A 20,397-nucleotide genomic window follows, 5' to 3' on the forward strand; every position below is an offset into this window, starting at 1 on the left:
AAAATGGAGTATAGATTATTTTATTCATATCAGACAGATTCACCAAAAAAGGTAAATGAGCTATTTATTGAAAATGCCACTAAGGAGGCTATTAAAAGAGTTAAAGGAGCAAAAATAAAACTTATAAAAGGTTTTAGAGGAACTTCAGGTCAATTGCCATTGGTAGAAACAATGCTTCTACAATCTGAATCATCAGACATTTTTATTGGAGATGTTACATTAACTGCTGAATTTAATGATCACGTGTTTAAGGAGCATTGGTGTTCTAAATCTTATAAAAAGATTGACGTTACAGGTAAGGTAAAGAAATATCCTAATGGTAATGTTCTAATAGAAACGGGGTACTCTTGGGCTAAAAAAGAGTACGATAGAACTATTTTGGTTATGAATGAGGCTTATGGCATACCTAGCGAATTACCTGTAGATATGGGACATTTACGTTGGCCAATAACCTACAATTTACCTGAAACTCATAGTCAGGAAGTTTATGACAGAGAATATAATCAATTATTAACAAAATTAAAAGATGCAATCGTTGCTGCTTTAAAAACAACTAGAATACATCATAAAAATAGATTTAAACCATTTAAACAGCATGATGTATGGAATAGTTCTGACTTTGAAAAAAAACTAATCGTAACAACAGAGTTAAAAGATGTAGTTAATAATCTTAGAAATGGTTTATTAAATTCTGATAATCCTCAGAGATTGTTAGGACCAAACAAATCAGGAAAAACACGTATTGCTAGAGAATTATACAGAAAAATAGATATAACATTAAAGAGGGATGAAGAATCTTTAGAAAAAGTACTGTATTATGATTTAAGCACTTCTGGTTACGGAAATATACAAGTTAAATTGCAAGATATTAGGGATTTAAATCAAGATTATATAGTGATTGTAGACAACTGTTCCATAAAAAATCATAAAAGTTTATGTGATGAATTACATGGTACAAACGTAAGAATATTAACTATAGCGAATTCTGATCAGACAAATATTGATGATCAAGGAACCATTAAGCTGAATGAAAGTTATGCTAGTGATATTATAAAAACCGGGGTGGAGAAAAGGTTTAATACCCCGTTAGCATTTGAAATTATCCAAAAATCTGGAAATAATATTGAAAAAGCAATCACTTATATTTCCTCAAGCATTGGTGATCAAGATATAATTGCACCAGATTATTCTGATAGATGGAAGCAATTATTAGGAATAGAGTTACTTGATGCTGGTGCTCTTTACATTTTAGAAGAATTGTCACTTTTTACACATGTAGGATTCAATAATAGTTTTGAAGAACATTCTCGCTTTATCGTATCAAATTTACCTAATATAATTAATTTAGATAAGTATAGAGGTATTATATTAAAATTAGCAAATAGAGGGGTAATTAGGATAGTTGGTGATTTTATCGTTTTAGATTCATTTGTTGAAGAGTTAGCTTTTCAGAGAATAAGTAAATTTACTGGAGAGCAATTTTCAGAATATTTATTAGAGGTTTCTAAATACAATCTTTCTAAGCAATTTGGTCAACGATTAATAGAAATAAATAAAGAACCAAATGTAGACTTAATCGAACAGCTTACCGGCGAAAATGGATTATTCAGTGATTATCAATTTATAAATTCAGATCAAGGTTCTCAATTAATTTTAAAAATTTCAGAAATTTTTCCGGAAGAAATAGGAAGCCTACTGTTTGAAGAGATTAATGAAAAAAGTACTGAGGAACTTAAAGGGTTTGATGAAGGTAGAAGAAATATAGTTTGGTGTTTAGAAAAATTATCATTAATTAAAGAAACAGCTAAAGAAGCCACCAAATTATTATATAAACTAGCAATTGCCGAGAATGAATCTTTTGCAAATAATGCTACAAATGCTTTTGTTCAAATATTTCAGTTGCAAATATCAGGAACAATAATGAGCCTTGAAGAAAGACTAGATGTTTTGAAGGAATTGTTAAACACTTTTGGAGTAAATCCAGTTATTTTATCAGCTCTTAACAAAGGGCTTCAAGCTTCTAATTTTTATGGACCTATAACTTGGAGCGTTGATAAGAATGAATTAAAATCTTATGATCAAGAGCATGAAATTATACAAATAGAAAAGGAAAAATATTTTAAAAATATAATAGAAATACTAGAAGTCTTAATAAATAAGGGTGATGGCTTTAGTCAGAATTGTAAAGAAATAATAATAAAACGTTTTCCTGAGCAATATAAACTAGGAGCTTCAGACATTATAATTGAAGCTATTCAAAAAATAATAGAGAAAGAACAAGAATTATCTGCCGAAATTAGACATTTATTGGAGAAAATGGTCTTATTAACATTCGGTCTTGAAAGTGCGAAACTTATCGAAATAGAGAGGCTTTTAGATAAATATAAACCCGTTGAAGATATAGATAAATTAAAAATTATTGTTATTAATGCGATTTATAAAAGTGTGCGAATCGATAGTGGATGGAAGGATTTAGCAAAAGAAGAAGCGCAATTACTTGCTCAAGAGTGGTTCGATATAAATAATACATTTTGGATTGATAATTTATCGCTTTTATTTAAAGGAAAGCAAAGTCATTCTTTTGCTTTTGGAGAAAGGCTAGGAGAAATATATCAGGAGGACGAAAATTTTATTCTGAGAATAATTGAAGCTTTGAACAGTATATCTTTTGAAGAGCAAAATATAAGTTTCATTGCAGGTTTTATTTCAGGAAAAAAAGATGATGATTTTACAAGAAACGTTATTGATAATTTTTTAAAACATGATAATTTAAAGTTTCACGCTTTTCGATTAACACATATGTTACAGTTAAAAATTGGCGATATTAAGAAATTACTTCCTGTATTAAATACTAACCCAACGTTTGTGGCAGATTTACAATACATAAAGCTCAATAATTTAACAGATGAAGAAATCATTAAAATAATAAATGATATTTCAGTTCTTCCTGAAGTTGGAGGGCCATTTGCTCTTGAATTGCTTTGGGAAGTTTGCAGAAATGAAGATCGATGGAGCGGTTTAAAATCAACTGTAAGACCTCGTTTATTTGTGAAAGGCATATTAAGGTATAAAACAATTCTTGGTACATCCTTGCATATTGATGACTTTATTAAAAAACTGACCTCTGATGGAATAGAAAGAAAAGAGGTTCAGTTTTTCATAAACGAAATTTTAAATGACTACTCAGAGTTTAATGTAGATAATGAGAGTATGCTTAACATTCTATTGCTTCACTTCCTTGAAAATAAATTCGATATTGTTTGGCCTTTAATAGGAGAAAAACTACTAGATAGGTCTTATTACACCAATTATGAATTAAAGAATATACTACAATATTATAAATTTGAAAGTAAGAAACTTTTAACTTGGTGCGAAGCTAATAAGCCTCAAGGAGCAATAGAGATGATTGGAATAATCCCAATAGAAGAGAAAAATGATATAGGAGAATTCGAATGGACAAAACAAGCAAGTTTATTGATACAACATTATGGAGATAATGATGATTTTCTTTCAGCATTAAGTTCTAGGTTAGGTAATTACTCTGTTGTAGGGTCAGCAGTTCCAATTTTTAAAGCACGAATGAAGCTAATGGAAAGTTTGTTAACTCATCAAAAAATTAAAGTTCAAAACTTTGCAAAAGAACAAATAGAAAGGATTAAAATATATACTGCAAAAGAGCAAAATTTTGATAATAATTATACATTAGGAGAAATTTGATTATAAACAAACTTTACTATAAGTGGAAATTGAAAGATAAACAATTGTAATAGTAAGAAGGAATATTAAAGCATTGCGTATGAAATCGAAAAAGAGATTATTGAGCATATAAACCAAAATTATAAGGCCGATTTAAGTTCTAAAAATACGAGTTATTCTAAGGTTAATAAATCTAAAAATGTATGGTGGTTTAATGTGTCAGTGTCAAAATTTTTAGAAAGTGTAAACCTTTTACTTAATACAGAAAATCAAGTATTATGGATTGTAGTACCAAAAAGTTTTACTAATGGTCTACCTTTTAAAATTAGAGAAGATAAAAATGCTGTGGATTTAGAGATTTCAGCAGATAAACATTTCAAGTATCTAAAAGATGTAAAATCTGGTGGTACTGGTTTTGATTTTAGTCGGTTTGTGAGAGAGGAAATTAGTTTTTAAAAATGAAATTGCCAAAAAAAAAGTTATGAAAGAAAAACAAAATCAGGAAGTAAGTAAAATTGACGTCGATGATGTTGATGCTATAATTAGAAATAATAATTATAAATTAACAGCAGATAAAATACGTGAAAAATTAAGTAAAGTATTAAATGACCCATCACAATCTTCTAAACGTTGGATATGGGAATTAATGCAGAATGCAAAAGATTTAAAAAATAAATTTGAGAAGGTTTCTGTAGAAATTGAACTTTCAACAGATAAACTTGTGTTTAGGCACAATGGTAACCCTTTTAGAGTATCTAATATAACAGGATTAATACAGCAGGTTAGTTCAAAAGATTCTGGGAACTCAGATGAGTCCGTAACGGGTAAATTTGGAACAGGTTTTATTGCCACACATTTGCTGTCAGAGATAATTACAGTAAAAGGTATTGTAAATCATAAAAATCATTATAAAGATTTTGAAGTTGTATTAGACAGAAGTGGGAGAACTTCTGAAGAATTGTTACCTAAAATTGAGTCTGCACTTGAGAAGATTAGAAAAATAGAAACAGATCCTATTTTTTCAGTTAAAGAAGATTATGAAGTTGATAGAGTTGAAGCAGACTTTGATACATCATTTGAATACCCTCTTGTAAATAAAGAAAAACTGGATGCAGCTAAGGATGGATTGAGTGATTTAAAAAACACACTGCCCTTAACATTAGTTAATATTCCAAAAATTAAAAATGTTAGGATTGTAGATCATATTTCTTCCACAAAAAATATCTATAAGAGTGAAGAAGTTTTTAATGATGGAAAAATCAGAAAAACCAAAATAAAATTAAGTCAAGACGATACTCATTGCTTTATAACTTATTACACTAAAGAACTTTCACTATCTATTGAAGTTAACAACTTTGAAGAACTAAAATTAATTGAAAACTTTGGTAAAACTCCAAATTTATACAGAGATTTCCCTTTAATAGGCTCAGATAAATTCTATTTTCCATTTATTTTTAATGGGTATAAATTACACCCAACGGAAGATAGAGATGGTATTCCAATTCATAGTGAAAGCGCACCAGATCATATTGAAAATAGAGCGTTAGTTGAGAAAGGGTTCGAAGCTGCTAAAAAATTCACAGATTACCTGATTGAAATTAAATCTAAAAATTTATTCGTTTGTGCCTTTTCAAGGTTACCCGATGAAAAATGGCAAACTTTTTCTAAGAGTTGGTTTGAAAAATTACAGAAAAATTATAGAGCATTTATTAATGAAAAAGATATTATTGAAACAGATATACCCAGTTGTGTAAAATTAAATACCGCCTTTATTCCAATCTATGGAGAAACGGATACAGATAAAATATCATTTTATGAAATTGTGAAGCCCTTTATTGGTGTTGAAAAACTACCTAAAAAAGATATTTTAATTAGTTGGATAAAAGCTACTGGTCCTAAAGATGAACTTAAAAATTGGGATAGAGAGTTACGATATACACTTGAAATATTATTATCTGAATTAGAGGTGGTTGGCAGTTTAAAGTCCCTTTCAAATAAATTAAATGAAAAAGAAGAACCTTTAACTTGGCTTAATAAGTTCTATAGTTTTTTAATTAATTTTAAGGAAACAGATTCATTTTCTACCTATGCAATAATACCCAACCAAAACGGTGATTTTAAAAAATTAAGTCCAAATACACTTCATTTAGAAGATAAGGAAGCAAATATTCCAGATGAATTTCTTGATATTTTATTTGATTTAGGGGATAATTGGAGAACTAAACTAATTCATAGGGAAGTAAAATTACCTGGTCAGAATATTGAGAAAAAAGGATTGCCATTGGCTTCAAATAAGATTAATGAATTAATTACAAAAGATACTTTTAGGAGAAACTCAAATTCTTTTAAGATTGTAAAGGATATATTAAGAAATGTTACATCCATAGAAAATATTGAGAATTTTCGATGTGAAGTATATTTAAAAGGTAAAGAATTGTTTTCATTTGATGAAGGTATTCGAGTAGTTTCAAATATCAAAGATTTTAGATTTAAAAATGCATTAGATATTTTTATAGAAACTGTTAATACTAAAATTCAAAAATGTAAAGATATCAATGGTTTATCGGAACAATTAAATTGCGATAGATTTGTAACTATAAAATGGCTTAACACTTATTTAAATAAGATAAAAAGTGCAAAAGACTTCTCAAGTCAAATTTTTTATGGAAATATTGTACCTAATAGAAATGAAGTATTTTGCGCATTTGACAGTTTAAATAATTTTGGAACTGTTGAGACTTCTCTAAATGATGAATTAATAGATATTCTATTTAAATTAGATAAAACTAAAAATTGGAAAAATGAATTAGTTCTAGATGGAATTGAAATTAAATGTACTCCAAAAACATTTGATGAGTTAGGTAGCGCTGTTGATAGTGCGATTAGAGAAATTGAAAAGGAGGAGGCAGTAAATTTGGGATATATCAACAGTTATAAAGAAACAATAATTGAGTTAATTAACTGGTGTAATCTTAATAATTCATTATCTAAGTACTTAGCTCATTTCTTGCAGCGTAAGAATGATTTATGGGTTAAATTTTCTATGACAGACAAAATGTTTTCATTATTAAGAAATGAAGAGGCTCTTGAAATGTTGGAAGTTATTCAAGATTCAGGAATATCTAAAGAAAGCCTAAACCAGCTTATAGCACTTTTTCCAGAAGGTGTTCCTCCAAACGTAATCGAATTTGCAAAAGAAGATGCTAGAAAAAAGAAAGATTTTAACAATTTATTAGAAATTGGATCTAAAGTAGAAGTCTTATTTAAGAAAACTTTAGAAAGGTACCAAATAACAAATGAAATTATTCATGCAGGTGGAGGAGCATATGATATTCGAATTTATAATCCAGATACTAAAAAATCATTTTATATAGAATTAAAATCTTGTCGTTATCAAAACCCAGACCCGATAAATATTGCTGTCTCACAAGCTAAAAGAGCAGTCAAAGAACTTGAAAACGAAAATTTTTCTATAGTGATTATTGAACGCTCAAGTAATAATGTAATGAATGAAGATTACATAAAATTAAATACTAAATATTTTAAAAACCCAGGAAAACACCTAGCTCTAATAGGAGAGAATTTTGATGCAATTGAAAGTAGCTCAAATACAAATAGTAATGTAGATTTAAAAATGGATTTTGCCGAATTTAAAGGAGCTTTAGATTATAAATGGGTTTTAAATGAGATTGGAAATTCTGGTTTTAATGAATTGTTAGTTGATATAAAAAGTGTATTAAATTAATTATTCCATATTCCGATACGGAATAATTTAACGTAAATACCTGTTATTTAAATAATAAATAACTAATATTGCATATTCGAATATGGAATATCATGCAAAGTAAACAACAAATAATGAGTCCACATGATATTGTTATTTTATTAAAAATAGCAAGTTATGGCAGTGAGCAATGGTTTCAAAAATCTATGGCAGAAGATTTAGGTATCAGTCAGTCTGAAATAAGTAAATCTTTAAACCGCTCTAAATATGCAGGATTGATAGATCCAAAAGGAAAAAAAGTAATGAAACTGGCCTTGTTAGAGTTTTTACAATTTGGTTTGCGTTACGTATTTCCACAAAAACCAGGGGCAGTAGTTCGAGGTATTCCAACATCGCATTCCGCAGCACCTTTAAAAGACAAAATAGAGAGTACAGAACATTATGTTTGGCCCTATGCAAAAGGAACTGTTAGAGGGCAGAGTATAATTCCATTGTATCCATCTGTTCCCGAAGCCGCTTTAAAAGACGCAAAGCTATATGAGCTATTAGCTTTGGTAGATGCTTTACGAGTAGGAAGAGCAAGAGAAAAAGAATTAGCAATTATTGAAATTAAATCACGTTTGGGTTTTGGCAAATAGAATCATAAATATTGCTGTAGTAGCAGAAATTGCCGCTGCTTTAAAAACCATAGAAGAACAAATTGTTTTTGTTGGTGGAGCTGTAGTTAGTTTGTATACAGATGATCCTGCTGCAGATGAAATTAGGCCTACACAAGATGTAGATATGACCATAAATGTGATCAATTTAGGGCACTGGGTAGCACTTCAAGAAAGATTATCAACTTTAGGTTTTCATCCAGATCCACAAGGACATGCAATTTGTAGTTATAAGTACAAGGATATTCCTGTAGATATTATGTCTGCAGAAGATGGCCCGATGGGACCAGCAAACAGATGGTATAAAATAGGGTTTCAAGATTTATGGACCGTAAATGCACATGAGCAAGAAGTAAAAATATTATCAGCCCCTTGTTTTTTAGCGACCAAATTTGAAGCATATAGTAATAGAGGTTCAGATTATAGAACAAGTCATGATATAGAAGATATTGTATATGTATTAGATAACAGAACAACTATTGTAAGAGAAATACAGGATACCGAAAAAGAAATTAAAGAATTTCTAATAGAACAACTATTGCTTATCATAGATATGGGCTTATTAGAAGAAATTTTAATGGCACATGTTCACCCCTTAATGGTTGAAGAACGTATACCAATTGTGATTGAGAAAATTGAAAAAATAATTGAAAAAGAAAATTAATGTCATTCAACGAACTAAACAGTGTAGAAAACTACATCATTAAACAACTTACAGGAGTTAACTTAAATACGAATGAAGCATCTGAAGACGCCATTCTTTATGGTGATTTTTGGCAATACAAATCGCCACAAGAATTAAATCGTTCTGTAAACGAGGTTTTGTTAGAAACAGAATTAAAACAATCTTTAATTCGTCTAAATCCAGAAATAACAAAAAATCAAGATTTAGCAGATGAAGTTATTTATAAACTCCGTGCTATATTATTGTCTGTACATCAAGTAGGTTTGGTTCGTGCCAATGAAGAATTTTTTAAATGGTTACAAGGTGATAAAACGATGCCTTTTGGAGAAAATAACAGACACGTTCCTATTCGTTTAATAGATTTTGAGAAGTTAAATAATAATACTTTTATTGCTACCACTCAGTTTCGAATTCGTCATAGAGAAACTAAAATACCAGATGTAGTTTTATTTATTAATGGATTACCAGTAGTTATTGGTGAAGCAAAAACACCGATTCGAACCGCAATAAGTTGGTTAGATGGCGCACATGAGGTACATGATATTTATGAAAACTCAGTATCACAATTATTTGTACCCAACATATTATCTTTTGCTACTGAAGGAAAAGAACTCTATTATGGTGCCATAAGAACACCTTTAGAGTTTTGGGCTCCTTGGCGTTTAGAAAATGATGATGATGCTATTGCGAAACGATTAGGTTTAGGAGAAGTTGGTAAAGAATTATCCGATTTATTACATCCAAAACGCTTGTTAGATATTTTACAAAATTTCTCGTTGTTTACCACAAATAAAAAGAAACAACGTATTAAAGTAATTCCAAGATTTCAACAATACGAAGGAGCCAATAAAATAGTAGCACGTGTAAAAGAAGGTAAAATCAAAAAAGGATTGATCTGGCATTTTCAAGGATCAGGTAAATCTTTATTGATGGTTTTTGCGGCTCAAAAGCTTAGAAAAGAAAAAGATTTAAAAAGTCCAACCGTTATTGTATTAGTAGATAGAACGGATTTAGATACTCAAATAACAGGTACTTTTAATGCTGCCGATATTTCTAATGTAGAAACGACAGACAATATAAAACAACTTCAAAAACTATTAGAAAACGATACTAGAAAGATTATCATTTCTATGATATTTAAGTTTCGAGATGCGAAACCAAATATGAATACAAGAGATAATATTATTGTTTTGGTAGATGAAGCACACAGAACACAAGAAGGGGATTTAGGACGACAAATGCGAGCAGCATTGCCAAATGCATTTCTTTTTGGATTAACAGGAACACCTGTTAACAAGGCAGATAAAAACACGTTTTGGGCCTTTGGAGCCGAAGAAGATGAAGGCGGTTATATGTCTCGTTATACCTTTCATGATTCTATTAGAGATAACGCTACACTCCCACTCCATTTTGAGCCACGTTTAGTAGATGTACATGTAGATAAAGACACTATAGATAAAGCTTTTGAAGAGTTTAAAGAAAATACTGCCTTAACAGATGAAGAAGCTGATGCATTAAATAAGAAATCCGCTAAAATGTCGGCTTTCTTAAAATCTCCAGAACGAGTTGCCAAAATAGTAGAAGATATAGCAACACACTTTAAAGAAAAAGTAGCTCCTCATGGTTTTAAAGCGATGATTGTTACTCCAGACAGATATGCTTGTGTGCAATACAAAGAAGAGTTGGACAGGTACTTTCCAGAAGAAGCGAGTCGTGTTGTGTTTTCAACATCAGCGAATGACAACATAGAATTTAAACAAAAATGGGGAGTTGATAAAAGTCAGCAAGAAAAAATTGTAGACGAGTTTAACGATGCACAATCAGATTTACAATTTATCATCGTTACAGCGAAACTTTTAACAGGTTTTGATGCGCCTATTTTACAAACAATGTATCTAGACAAATCGATTAAAGATCATACTTTATTGCAAGCCATTTGTAGAACCAATAGATTGTTTCCTAATAAGTCTTTTGGTAGAATTGTAGATTATTTTGGTGTATTTGACGATGCAGCAAAAGCATTGCAGTTTGATGAAGAAAGTATTAAAACGGTTATTTCTAATCTCTCTGAATTAAGAGAGAAGCTTCCAGATGCCATGAAAGAAGCGTTATCTCATTTTGAAGGAGTTGATAGAACTATAAAAGGATTTGAAGGTCTAGAAGCCGCACAAAACGCTATTGGGAATAATGATAAAAAGGATGCTTTTGCTAAAGACTACAAGTTTTTATCTAAAATATGGGAATCTTTATCTCCAGACACAATCTTAAATTTATATCAAGAAGATTATAAATGGTTATCTCAAGTATTCGAATCGGTAAGGCCAGCTGCAGATAATATTGGTAAGTTATTATGGTTTTCTTTAGGAGCAGAAACTACCAAATTAATTCACGAAAATATTCACGTAGGTGAAGTACATCACCTAGATGAATTTATTTTAGATGCAGATGTTATTGAAGATATTTTTAATAACCCAGATCCTGCAGGTGCTAAAAAATTAGAAAAACTTTTAATAAAACGTTTTAAGAAACATGCGGGTGATCCTAAATTCAAATCTTTAAGTGAACGCTTAGAAGCTTTAAGAGATAAAGCTGAGCAAGGATTAATTACTTCAATTGAATTTATTAAGGAACTATGTAAGTTGGCTAAAGAAACAGTAGAAGCCGAAAAAGAGTTAGAAACACTATTGGTCGAAAAAACACCAAAAGCAGCACTTACTGACTTATTTATGGAATTAAAAAATGAAGAAACACCTGCAGTAGTTGAACGTATCGTTACCGATATTGATGCTATAGTAAGAATTGTTCGTTTTCCTGGTTGGCAAAAAACAAGTTCTGGTGAACGTGAGGTCCAAAAATCTTTACGTAAGGCTTTATTGAAATATAAATTACATAAGGATCAAATTTTATTTGAACGTGCTTATGGGTATATAAAAGAGTATTATTAAAAAAGACTTCTTTTTGGGTATTCTTTAACCTTATATAATTACATTAAGATTATAAAGGTATTTGGGGCACAGTCCTAAAACCTTTGTAATCTTAACTATTTCGAATTAAAAATCTTACCTCATTCAATTACGCAAAATTCTCACTAAGTCGTTATACTTCCTTATCTCAAATCTTTGCTTGTTTCACTTCGTTAAGTCAATAATAAAACAAATAAGAATTACTATATAATCGACAAAGTACAGAACACTTGTCCATAAAAAAAACATGTTCACAAAACATGAACACTCCTATTATTTGAACAAAACATGATAAATTTTCAATAACTTAAATTTGTTTAGTATATTTGAATGTTCATGTAACATGAACAAAGTAATTAAATGAACGTTAATGACAAGTTTTATATACATCCAAGAGTTTTTTGATACTTTAAGTTTTGATATCAAATTAAAACCAAACAATAATTCATTAACTAAAAATAATTATTTTTTAGATAATGAAGAAGTCTGTGTAGAAGTAAAAAAAGAGGTAAGACCACAAAATATACCCAATTTTACAAAACAAAAAAACAAAGAATTACCACTGCTTATTGCGTCAAAATATATAACACCTAAAGCAAAAGATCTATTAAAAGAAAACAACATAAACTATATAGATAGTTTTGGAAATGCCTTTATAAATTTAAAAAAGTTAAAACTATATGTAGAGCAAGGTAATGCAAAACCAGCCGTAAGTAACCACTCTAATATACTAACACAATCTTCTGCACAAGTTATTTTTCAATTATTAAAAAACCATAATAATATTAATGAAACTCAACGGTATTTAGCCAACATAAGTAAAGTATCATTGGGTAGCGTTAGTAAATGTATAAAAGCTCTTCTAGACGAAGGTTTTGTTATTAAATGGAATGATGAAAAAAAATATCAATTAGTAAAAAGAGAAGAATTATTAGAAAAATGGGTAACATTATGTAATGAAAAAATTATGCCTTCAAATAAGGTTGGTCGCTTTACTTTTTCTAAACAAAACAATAATTGGAAGACACAGTTAGAAAATAGCGAAGCACTTTGGGCGGGTGAACCAGCTGCATCATTAATTACAAGTTATCTTAATCCAGAACATTTTACTTTATTCACTGATAAAACCAAGAAAGAAATTATAATTCAGCTAAAACTTATACCAGATATAAATGGGGAAATAAGCATTTATAAGCCTTTTTGGATAGAGAGCAACCAAATCGAAAAAACTCTAAATATGAGTAAAAATACTGTTCACCCTTTAATAATATATGCACAATTAGTATATAGTAACAACAACAGAAACATAGAAACAGCACAAATAATATATAATGAATACATCAAACCAAACTTATAAGCAGTATTCATTTGCACATCATGCCAAAGTGTACTCTATTCTAGAAAAGGTATTTTATAAACATGGTATATCTTATTATCTTATTGGTGCTAATGCAAGAGACGTACAATTATATAAACAAGGCATAAAACCTACAAGAGGTACAGCAGATATTGATTTCGCCGTAATGGTACCAGATTTTGATGCTTATCAATCTATTTTTAAAGAATTATGTAATAATGGTTTTAATACTACAAAAGAAGCATACCGATTAATATTTAATGAAACGAATACCGTTTTAGACTTAATGCCATATGGAAAAATAGAGCAAGAATATACTGTAAATTTCACAGAAAGAGATATAACTTTAACAGTATTAGGTTTTAAAGAAGTAGGACAGCATATTGAAAAAGTAAACATTAAGGAAGAAAACTATACACTACCTGTATCACCAGTAGAAGGAATTATTATCTTAAAGTTGATTTCTTGGGAAAACAAACCAGAATTAAGAACTAAGGACTTAGAAGATATTTCCTTTATGCTAAAACATGCCTGGGATTTATACGAAGATGAGGCTTATACAAATCATCTAGATTTATTTGATGACGATGATTTTGACACACAAATTGTAGCTGCAAGAATTATTGGTAGAAAGATGAAACCTATTATAAATAAAAACGAAACCTTAAAAAAAACAATTATAAATATTCTTAAAAAAAGCAACGAAAAAAAAGATAAAGCAGAAAATCCAGAAATAATATTTGCTCAATCTATGGATAAATCTATAGAAGAAATTAATTTTATAATTTCCAATATTTTGAAAGGGATTCATGATAAATAAAGTAAAAAACTCAGGATTTAATCAATCCTGAGTTTTTTTTATATGAAAACCAAACACTTTTAAAGTAATACCGTTTATTACTTTTTCATAGTATATAAATTAAAAGGAATACCTACTCTTATTCTTGCAACAAAATTATCATTTGCGTTATAAGCATATATCGCGTTATCAAATCCAATATCAATTCCAAATGTTAGGCCAGTATCATCATCTTTTTTGGGTTTCCTGAAAACGGGACCAAATAAAACGGAATAATTATTTTTATAAAAAGAACTTTCAGGTGTTTCTATCCTATATCTGTGTGTTAGTGCTAAGTTTAAACCAAAAACTTTTTTCTTTCCAAAGAAATAAGCACCATATATATTTAGAGAGCCATAAGATAAATCTTCATCAATTGAGTTAAGTTTACCTAAAAGCACGTTATCTTTATCTTGAATCAAGAACTCTTGATCACCATTAAGCTCATAGATATTTGCCGTTCCATTAATTAGGTTACTATTTAAAAACGAACCTGAATTAAATTTTACTCCTCCCTTTAAATACAAAGCTCCATAAAGAGAATTACGTGAGTAATTAATATTTAATGAAACCTCTTTACTTAACTTATTAAGTCCAGTTCTTTCTCCTGCATCTAAATTATTAAATTCCGATAAAACTTCACTTTCAACATTTTCTGCTTTCTCTGAAAAATTAAAGGTGTCATTATTTAGTTTAAAATTTCCATCTAACCACCAAAAACTATATCCTGTATTTTTTATGTTTTTTTCATCATACACATAAGCAACATCATTTACAAGATCCCTTAAAGCAAATTTCCCTTTGCTTTCTTCTTTCCAAAGTTCAGTAAGTAAATATTGAATAATTTTATCATTTTTATTGTTAGTTGAAGTATCATAATTTGAAAAATTTAGGATTTCATGCTTATTATTCTCTTTTGAGTTTTTATAATCAGGAATTTGCTTTTCTATTTTTTTTAAAAGTAATTCAACTCTAGCTAATTTCTTATAATTTTCCTTTAATTCATTTCTATAGATAGTATCTTTCCCCTCATCATATCTAGGTTTAATTAAATCTTCAGAATTATTAATAGATGAAATATATTCTTTTCTAATTTTGATATATTCTTCAAAATTAAGCGCTACAACTTCTTTCATAATACTATCCCTGATAAAAATTTCTCGTAAGACTTTATCATACTTCAGCTTAACATCATTTTCATTTGAAATACCAGTACCTGAAAATTTATATATAAAACCAATATTCGCTCCTACACTATTTTGCCACTCGTTTCTAGAGTAAATATTAAAAACAGAACCACTTCCGCTAGAATTAATACCGGCCTTTAAAAATAACTGATTTATACTCTTATCAGGCAAAAGGAAATTAGTACTAACAGATACTGTAGTTTTTTCTTCATTTTGAGAAACACCAAATGCAGAAGCATTATCCACAAGATCTGAACTACTAAAAATAACCTGATTAAATGCTTTTGATAAACGTGTATTTAATAATTCACTTTGGACTATTATAGAATCTTTTTGATATGCATTTATAATCTCTGTTACTTGTTTCTGAAATAACCTTTCTTTATTTTGCTTTAAAGTATCTTTTTCTTGGTTATTCTTTGATTGGGAATTAGCTGTCAAAAAAAACAAGAAAGCTAAAAAGAGTAAATAATTTTTCATAATACATTTCGTTTGTTTAATTAAACTTAAAACTAAGTAATAAAATCTAATCAGATATACCTATTAATAGGTATATCTGATAAAATTAAAAATTCTCAAATACCGACTGTACAGCACTTACCTTGGCATCATTATTTACTTGATGATACATATTAAAAGTCTTAATATCTGTGTGACCACTAATACTCATTATTGTTTTATCTGCAATCCCTTTATTTCTCATAATGGTTATAAAAGTTCTTCTAGCAGTGTGTGTAGAAATACGTTCATAAAACTTTTTTACAAACAACTTTTGATCCACTCCTTTTGCTCTGGTAAATTCTACCTCCCTATCAAAACCAACTTCCTTTAAGATCTCTTTAATTCTATCATTTTGTTTTTGATTAGAAATCAATGGTAAATCATAAGAATACTTTTCTAAAATAGCTTTTGAAATAGGAATTAAAGGAATTTCTCTCTCAACTTTTTTTCCATCTTTAATTTCTTTTAGAATAAAATAATTATCATAAACATTTCTTTTATTAATGTTTGTCATTTCACCATACCTTAAACCAGTTAAACATTGTAAAATAAACATATCTTTTCCCTCTCTATGGGAATCATTCTCAATTTCAAAATTAAAGAGCATCATTAATTCATCTAAAGTGAAAGCTTCTTGCCTAGTTAAAACTTTAATAGGCTTAATAAATTTTTTATAATCTAAAGTATAAGTATACTTATTTTCTACTGACCAATTCAAAAAAGTAAAAAATAAGCCAACGTTTCTATGAACAGTGTTAGAAAAGTGATCTTTATCTTCAAAGAAAAAATCCAAAAATTCAGTATAAAATGAATTATTAATTTTAGTAAAAGTTAATTTGTATTTTTTTACTTTCTCAAACTCTAATAATAAGTTCTTAATATTATTGTATCTTTTTACCGTAGATTTTTTCCACAATTTCCTTTTAATCTTCTCCTCCATAAAAAGATCATAGACTTCAAAAAAAGTAGTTTTTTTAGTTGTTACATTTCCAAACTCCTGGTCGAAATGTTTTTTCAATAATTGGCTTGTAAATTTCATTTTACTCATTTCGCATCGAGATTGAAACAAATAGAACTCATCAATAAATTTATTTAGGGTTTTTGAAATTTGACGTTGACTAGATGAAATTTGTTTTCCCCTATTTTTAGGTTTCTTATTTTCGGAATCCCAATGATTTGGGTTGATAGTTTCTCTCGTTGAATAAACAAACTGCTTTTGCTCATTTTTAAAATAGCAAGAAAATAAAATTAAAGTCTCTTTGTTTCCTTTTGGTTTTCTTAAATAAAAAGATTGTTTCATAATTTGTAAAATATTATCAGATTAATATGCGTTCATAAAATCGTTGATAATTTTGTTATATCTTATTATGTAAAAACTTATTAACAAGACATAAAAAAAGCCACCAAACCCTTATAAATAAACAACTTATAAAGAATTAATGACTAATGCAAATTAATATAAAGTATACTCGGCGTCTCCACAAATAAACCCTGTACCTTTTATAGATACAGGGTTTATTTCTTTAAGTTGTTAAAAAAGATGTACCTTAGAACGTCTAGTAAAATACCATGTTCTTATCTATTTAATACTTTCTTCCTTTATACGTTTTAGTTGTTTTTTACTTAAACTTCTTTTAAAATAATCTTCTGGTTTGTAGTTTACTCTAGGTTCTTTCATTTCTGGGTCGTGCAAATCTTGACTTAAATCACAATCAAAACGTGTTAACATAGAGTGAAACTGACCTTTACCTCCTAAGGCTATAAAATGTGCCATTCCCCATGTTATACCTCTACCATCTTTGGTATCTGTAAAAGCATCTTCAACATACGGCGCACCTGCATAGGGCATCATTTCTGTAATTGAAGCAATTTCAAAATTCACACCATCTTTAGCATACTGAATAGTATTGTGCTCATTTCCATCTTTATAAACCATGGCAGCAATTCCCGATTTGAATGGAAAAAGAGATGTTTCATGACCTGCTGAAATTACAGGGTTTAATGGATGTTTTGTAAAAGGACCTAAAGGATTATCTGCAGTTGCCAATCCTTGCATTCGTATCCAATCTCCTTTTTTACCAAAATCTGATTTGTAGTATAAATAAATCTTCCCTTTATAAACTAAAGGATAAGGATCGTGAATAGAATATTGATCCCATGCGCCTTCTGGACCATTAGGTATTACAATTTTATTGTATGCAGTCCATGGGCCATTTGGAGAATCTGCATAAGATACAGCCACAGGACAATCATCTCCACGTTTTCCACTAGCTTCCATAAACCCTTGGTAATACAGATAGTATTTCCCTTTCCATTCTAAAATATCTGTTGTAGTAACCGCTCTCCAACCAACAGTTGGTTTCTCTGGTCTTTTTATAGCAACACCTTGTTCTTCCCAATTAAAACCATCAACACTTGTTGCATACCATATTTCTGCTAAATCCCAATCTGATGACGGAATTACATCTGTACTTTCTTTTGCTCCACGAGGTGGTGTTGGTGTATTTCTATAGGTGTACCAAACATAATATTTACCATTATATTTAATAACTTTAGATGGATCTCTACGGCTTATGGTTCCATCATGATTATGATAATCGAAACCTTTTATATTAGTATATTTAAATTGAGAAAACAACTCATTCTCTTGCGGTTTTGGTGCTAAATAATTATCATACAACCTATTTAAAGCAGCACTTAATTCCATCTTTGGTTTCTGCATTGGTAATTGATAAGGAAACACTTTGTGAGGTTTTAATGCAGCTTCAATTATTTCGGTTTTCTTTTTTCCTTCACAAGAAAACAATACTCCAATAAGCATTGTTACTATTAAAAATTTATTCATGGTATTTAACGTGTTTAGTTAATTGTTTTATATGATAAAATTTGATAGATGTTATTCTGGGTAAAAAATAGAGTCCATTACAAATAACTAGTATCATTCCTTTCAAAAATACTAACATTAAGATTTAAACAACTCCTTTTTAGCTATACAAACATTATACAACATGGTATATTACATGTGTTTATAAAACAAAAAAAGTATATTGCTTTAAAATTACCCATATGCACAAAAATAAATATAAACACCTAAAAATAAGAGGTTTAAAATTGATTTTAATAACCTTATGTCTATTATGTAATTTAACATATTCTCAAAAAAAATTAAATAACAAAAATACAGACTCTCTAAACTATTATACAATGGAGTATAAATTAGCAAATGAAGAGCGATCTCTATTTCCAGAAAAATCATACCAAAGACTAACAAAATGTTATCACTATTTTAAACAAAAAGACAAATTAGAAAAAACGCTACAATGTTTAATAACGTTATCTGATCTTCAAAAAGAATTAGGAAAGTTGAGCTTATCTTTTGAACATTTATGGCACGCTTTATACTTAGTTAAAGAAACAGAAAACAACTCTTACAAAGCAATTATCCACAGAAAACTATCCTATCTATATAGCGACTTTAATAAGAATAAAGAATCTTTATTTCATTTACAACAAGCATTAAATTTTTCTAAAAAAATTACACCTTCTAACAAAGACAATCAACAATTAAATGCGAACTATTTAAAGCTTGCAACTAGAGAGCGACAATCTGGTAATTACGATATCGCTTTAAAATATATAGACTCCTGTGTTTTTACCCCCACTATGCTTAAAAACAACAGTTACACTTTATTTGGAGCAGAGGTAGAGCGAGGTTATTTACTAATGAAGTTAGGCAAAACAAAGGAAGCCGCTAAATTATTGCAAAATGTAAAAAATAAGGCTGGTAAAAAAGATTTTAAATACAAATCTCGAATTTACTATTCTTTAGGTGAATTAAAAATGAACATGAAAGCCAATGATAGTGCCATTTATTATTTTGAAAACAGCTTAAAACTAATAGATAGCTTAAATATAAACAAATCACTTTCTCCTTTTATACTTGCAAACCTCTCGAACATCTACTACAAGAAAAATAAAACTAAAAAAGCCTATAAATTACTATTGGCAAAAAACAAAATAAAAGACAGTTTAACAGAAACTAAAAATATTGTATACAATGAGTTGTTCGAAATAAAAAATACTTATTTAGAGTCTATTAGAAAAAAAGATTCGCTTTTACAGCAAAAAAATACTATTATAGAAGAAAATGAGCAAACTCAATTTTGGTTAAAAATAATTATATTCTTAGTTATATTACTGGCTATTGGTTTGGTTTTAATTTCTAGAATGCGATTAAAATTAAAAAAGACTTTATTAGATAAAACGGAAACAGAATTACAATCCAAAGCCCAAAGAGAACGAAGTAAAGCAAAAATAGAACTTAAAAGTAAGGAACTTACCTCATACGCTCTTCAATTAATAGACAAGGATAGTGCTATTGATGAACTTCTTAAAGTTTTAAAAGAAAAATCTCCTTCCTCTTACAAATCATTAAATAATAAACACAAAAAAGGAGCTAAAGATTTATGGGACCAGTTTAACTTACGTTTCACAGAAGTAAACTCAGATTTCTATAACAGGTTAAAGAGTAAACACCCTAATTGTACTTCTACAGAACAAAAACATCTCGCCCTAGTTAAATTGAAATTTTCAACAAAAGAAATGGCAAGAATATTAAATATAGAACCACATAGTGTACATATGTCTAGATCTAGAATTCGAAAAAAAATAGGATTAGAACGCTCTGAAAGCTTAGAAGATTATGTAAGTAGTTTATAATAAATGATGCTACTATTGAAACAAGTTAAAGAATATCTTTTTAATACGTTATTAACTTGTTACAAACAGTA

The 20,397-nt window shown here is 29.0% G+C and carries 12 protein-coding genes; 9 read left to right on the plus strand and 3 right to left on the minus strand.

All coding sequences use genetic code 11. The features are described 5' to 3' along the window. Window positions 1-3 precede the first annotated feature (3 nt). The 8 genes from WHD07_RS06620 (at window position 4) to WHD07_RS06655 (ending at window position 13,901) form a co-directional block, all read left to right on the plus strand. Window positions 4-3,717 carry a hypothetical protein gene (locus WHD07_RS06620; RefSeq protein WP_343330522.1) on the plus strand — a complete coding sequence of 1,238 codons (3,714 nt, stop codon included), beginning with the start codon at window positions 4-6 and terminating at the stop codon, window positions 3,715-3,717. 201 nt (window positions 3,718-3,918) lie between these two features. Further along, the gene (locus WHD07_RS06625) at window positions 3,919-4,152 is read left to right on the plus strand and encodes a hypothetical protein (RefSeq protein ID WP_343330523.1); all 234 of its coding nucleotides are present in this window, start codon (window positions 3,919-3,921) and stop codon (window positions 4,150-4,152) included. A gap of 25 nt (window positions 4,153-4,177) precedes the next feature. Further along, window positions 4,178-7,441 carry a sacsin N-terminal ATP-binding-like domain-containing protein gene (locus WHD07_RS06630; RefSeq protein ID WP_343330524.1) on the plus strand — a complete coding sequence of 1,088 codons (3,264 nt, stop codon included), beginning with the start codon at window positions 4,178-4,180 and terminating at the stop codon, window positions 7,439-7,441. 92 nt (window positions 7,442-7,533) lie between these two features. Continuing rightward, window positions 7,534-8,058 carry a hypothetical protein gene (locus WHD07_RS06635; RefSeq protein WP_343330525.1) on the plus strand — a complete coding sequence of 175 codons (525 nt, stop codon included), beginning with the start codon at window positions 7,534-7,536 and terminating at the stop codon, window positions 8,056-8,058. Next, window positions 8,024-8,740 (plus strand): nucleotidyl transferase AbiEii/AbiGii toxin family protein, encoded by a 717-nt coding sequence (locus tag WHD07_RS06640; protein ID WP_343330526.1) that lies wholly within the window; start codon window positions 8,024-8,026, stop codon window positions 8,738-8,740. Before WHD07_RS06635 ends, WHD07_RS06640 begins: the two co-directional genes overlap by 35 nt. After that, window positions 8,740-11,706, plus strand: coding sequence for an HsdR family type I site-specific deoxyribonuclease (locus WHD07_RS06645; protein WP_343330527.1), 2,967 nt, complete (start codon window positions 8,740-8,742; stop codon window positions 11,704-11,706). Before WHD07_RS06640 ends, WHD07_RS06645 begins: the two co-directional genes overlap by 1 nt. A 388-nt stretch (window positions 11,707-12,094) precedes the next feature. Beyond that, window positions 12,095-13,081: a type IV toxin-antitoxin system AbiEi family antitoxin gene (locus tag WHD07_RS06650; RefSeq protein WP_343330528.1), complete on the plus strand. Its 987-nt coding sequence runs from the start codon at window positions 12,095-12,097 to the stop codon at window positions 13,079-13,081. Next, window positions 13,056-13,901, plus strand: coding sequence for a nucleotidyl transferase AbiEii/AbiGii toxin family protein (locus tag WHD07_RS06655; RefSeq protein WP_343330529.1), 846 nt, complete (start codon window positions 13,056-13,058; stop codon window positions 13,899-13,901). Before WHD07_RS06650 ends, WHD07_RS06655 begins: the two co-directional genes overlap by 26 nt. A 77-nt stretch (window positions 13,902-13,978) precedes the next feature. Here the strand turns inward: WHD07_RS06655 and WHD07_RS06660 are convergent, their stop codons facing one another. The 3 genes from WHD07_RS06660 to WHD07_RS06670 form a co-directional block, all read right to left on the minus strand. Beyond that, the gene (locus tag WHD07_RS06660) at window positions 13,979-15,586 is read right to left on the minus strand and encodes a hypothetical protein (RefSeq protein WP_343330530.1); all 1,608 of its coding nucleotides are present in this window, start codon (window positions 15,584-15,586) and stop codon (window positions 13,979-13,981) included. 85 nt (window positions 15,587-15,671) lie between these two features. Next, window positions 15,672-16,907, minus strand: coding sequence for a tyrosine-type recombinase/integrase (locus tag WHD07_RS06665; protein ID WP_343330531.1), 1,236 nt, complete (start codon window positions 16,905-16,907; stop codon window positions 15,672-15,674). A gap of 279 nt (window positions 16,908-17,186) precedes the next feature. After that, window positions 17,187-18,452: a glycoside hydrolase family 117 protein gene (locus WHD07_RS06670; RefSeq protein ID WP_343330532.1), complete on the minus strand. Its 1,266-nt coding sequence runs from the start codon at window positions 18,450-18,452 to the stop codon at window positions 17,187-17,189. Between the two features lie 359 nt (window positions 18,453-18,811). Here WHD07_RS06670 and WHD07_RS06675 point away from each other — a divergent pair, with 359 nt between their 5' ends. After that, window positions 18,812-20,326: a hypothetical protein gene (locus WHD07_RS06675; protein ID WP_343330533.1), complete on the plus strand. Its 1,515-nt coding sequence runs from the start codon at window positions 18,812-18,814 to the stop codon at window positions 20,324-20,326. The last annotated feature ends 71 nt before the right edge of the window (window positions 20,327-20,397 follow it).

It is taken from the genome of Polaribacter staleyi (assembly GCF_038024045.1).
Classification (GTDB): domain Bacteria; phylum Bacteroidota; class Bacteroidia; order Flavobacteriales; family Flavobacteriaceae; genus Polaribacter; species Polaribacter butkevichii.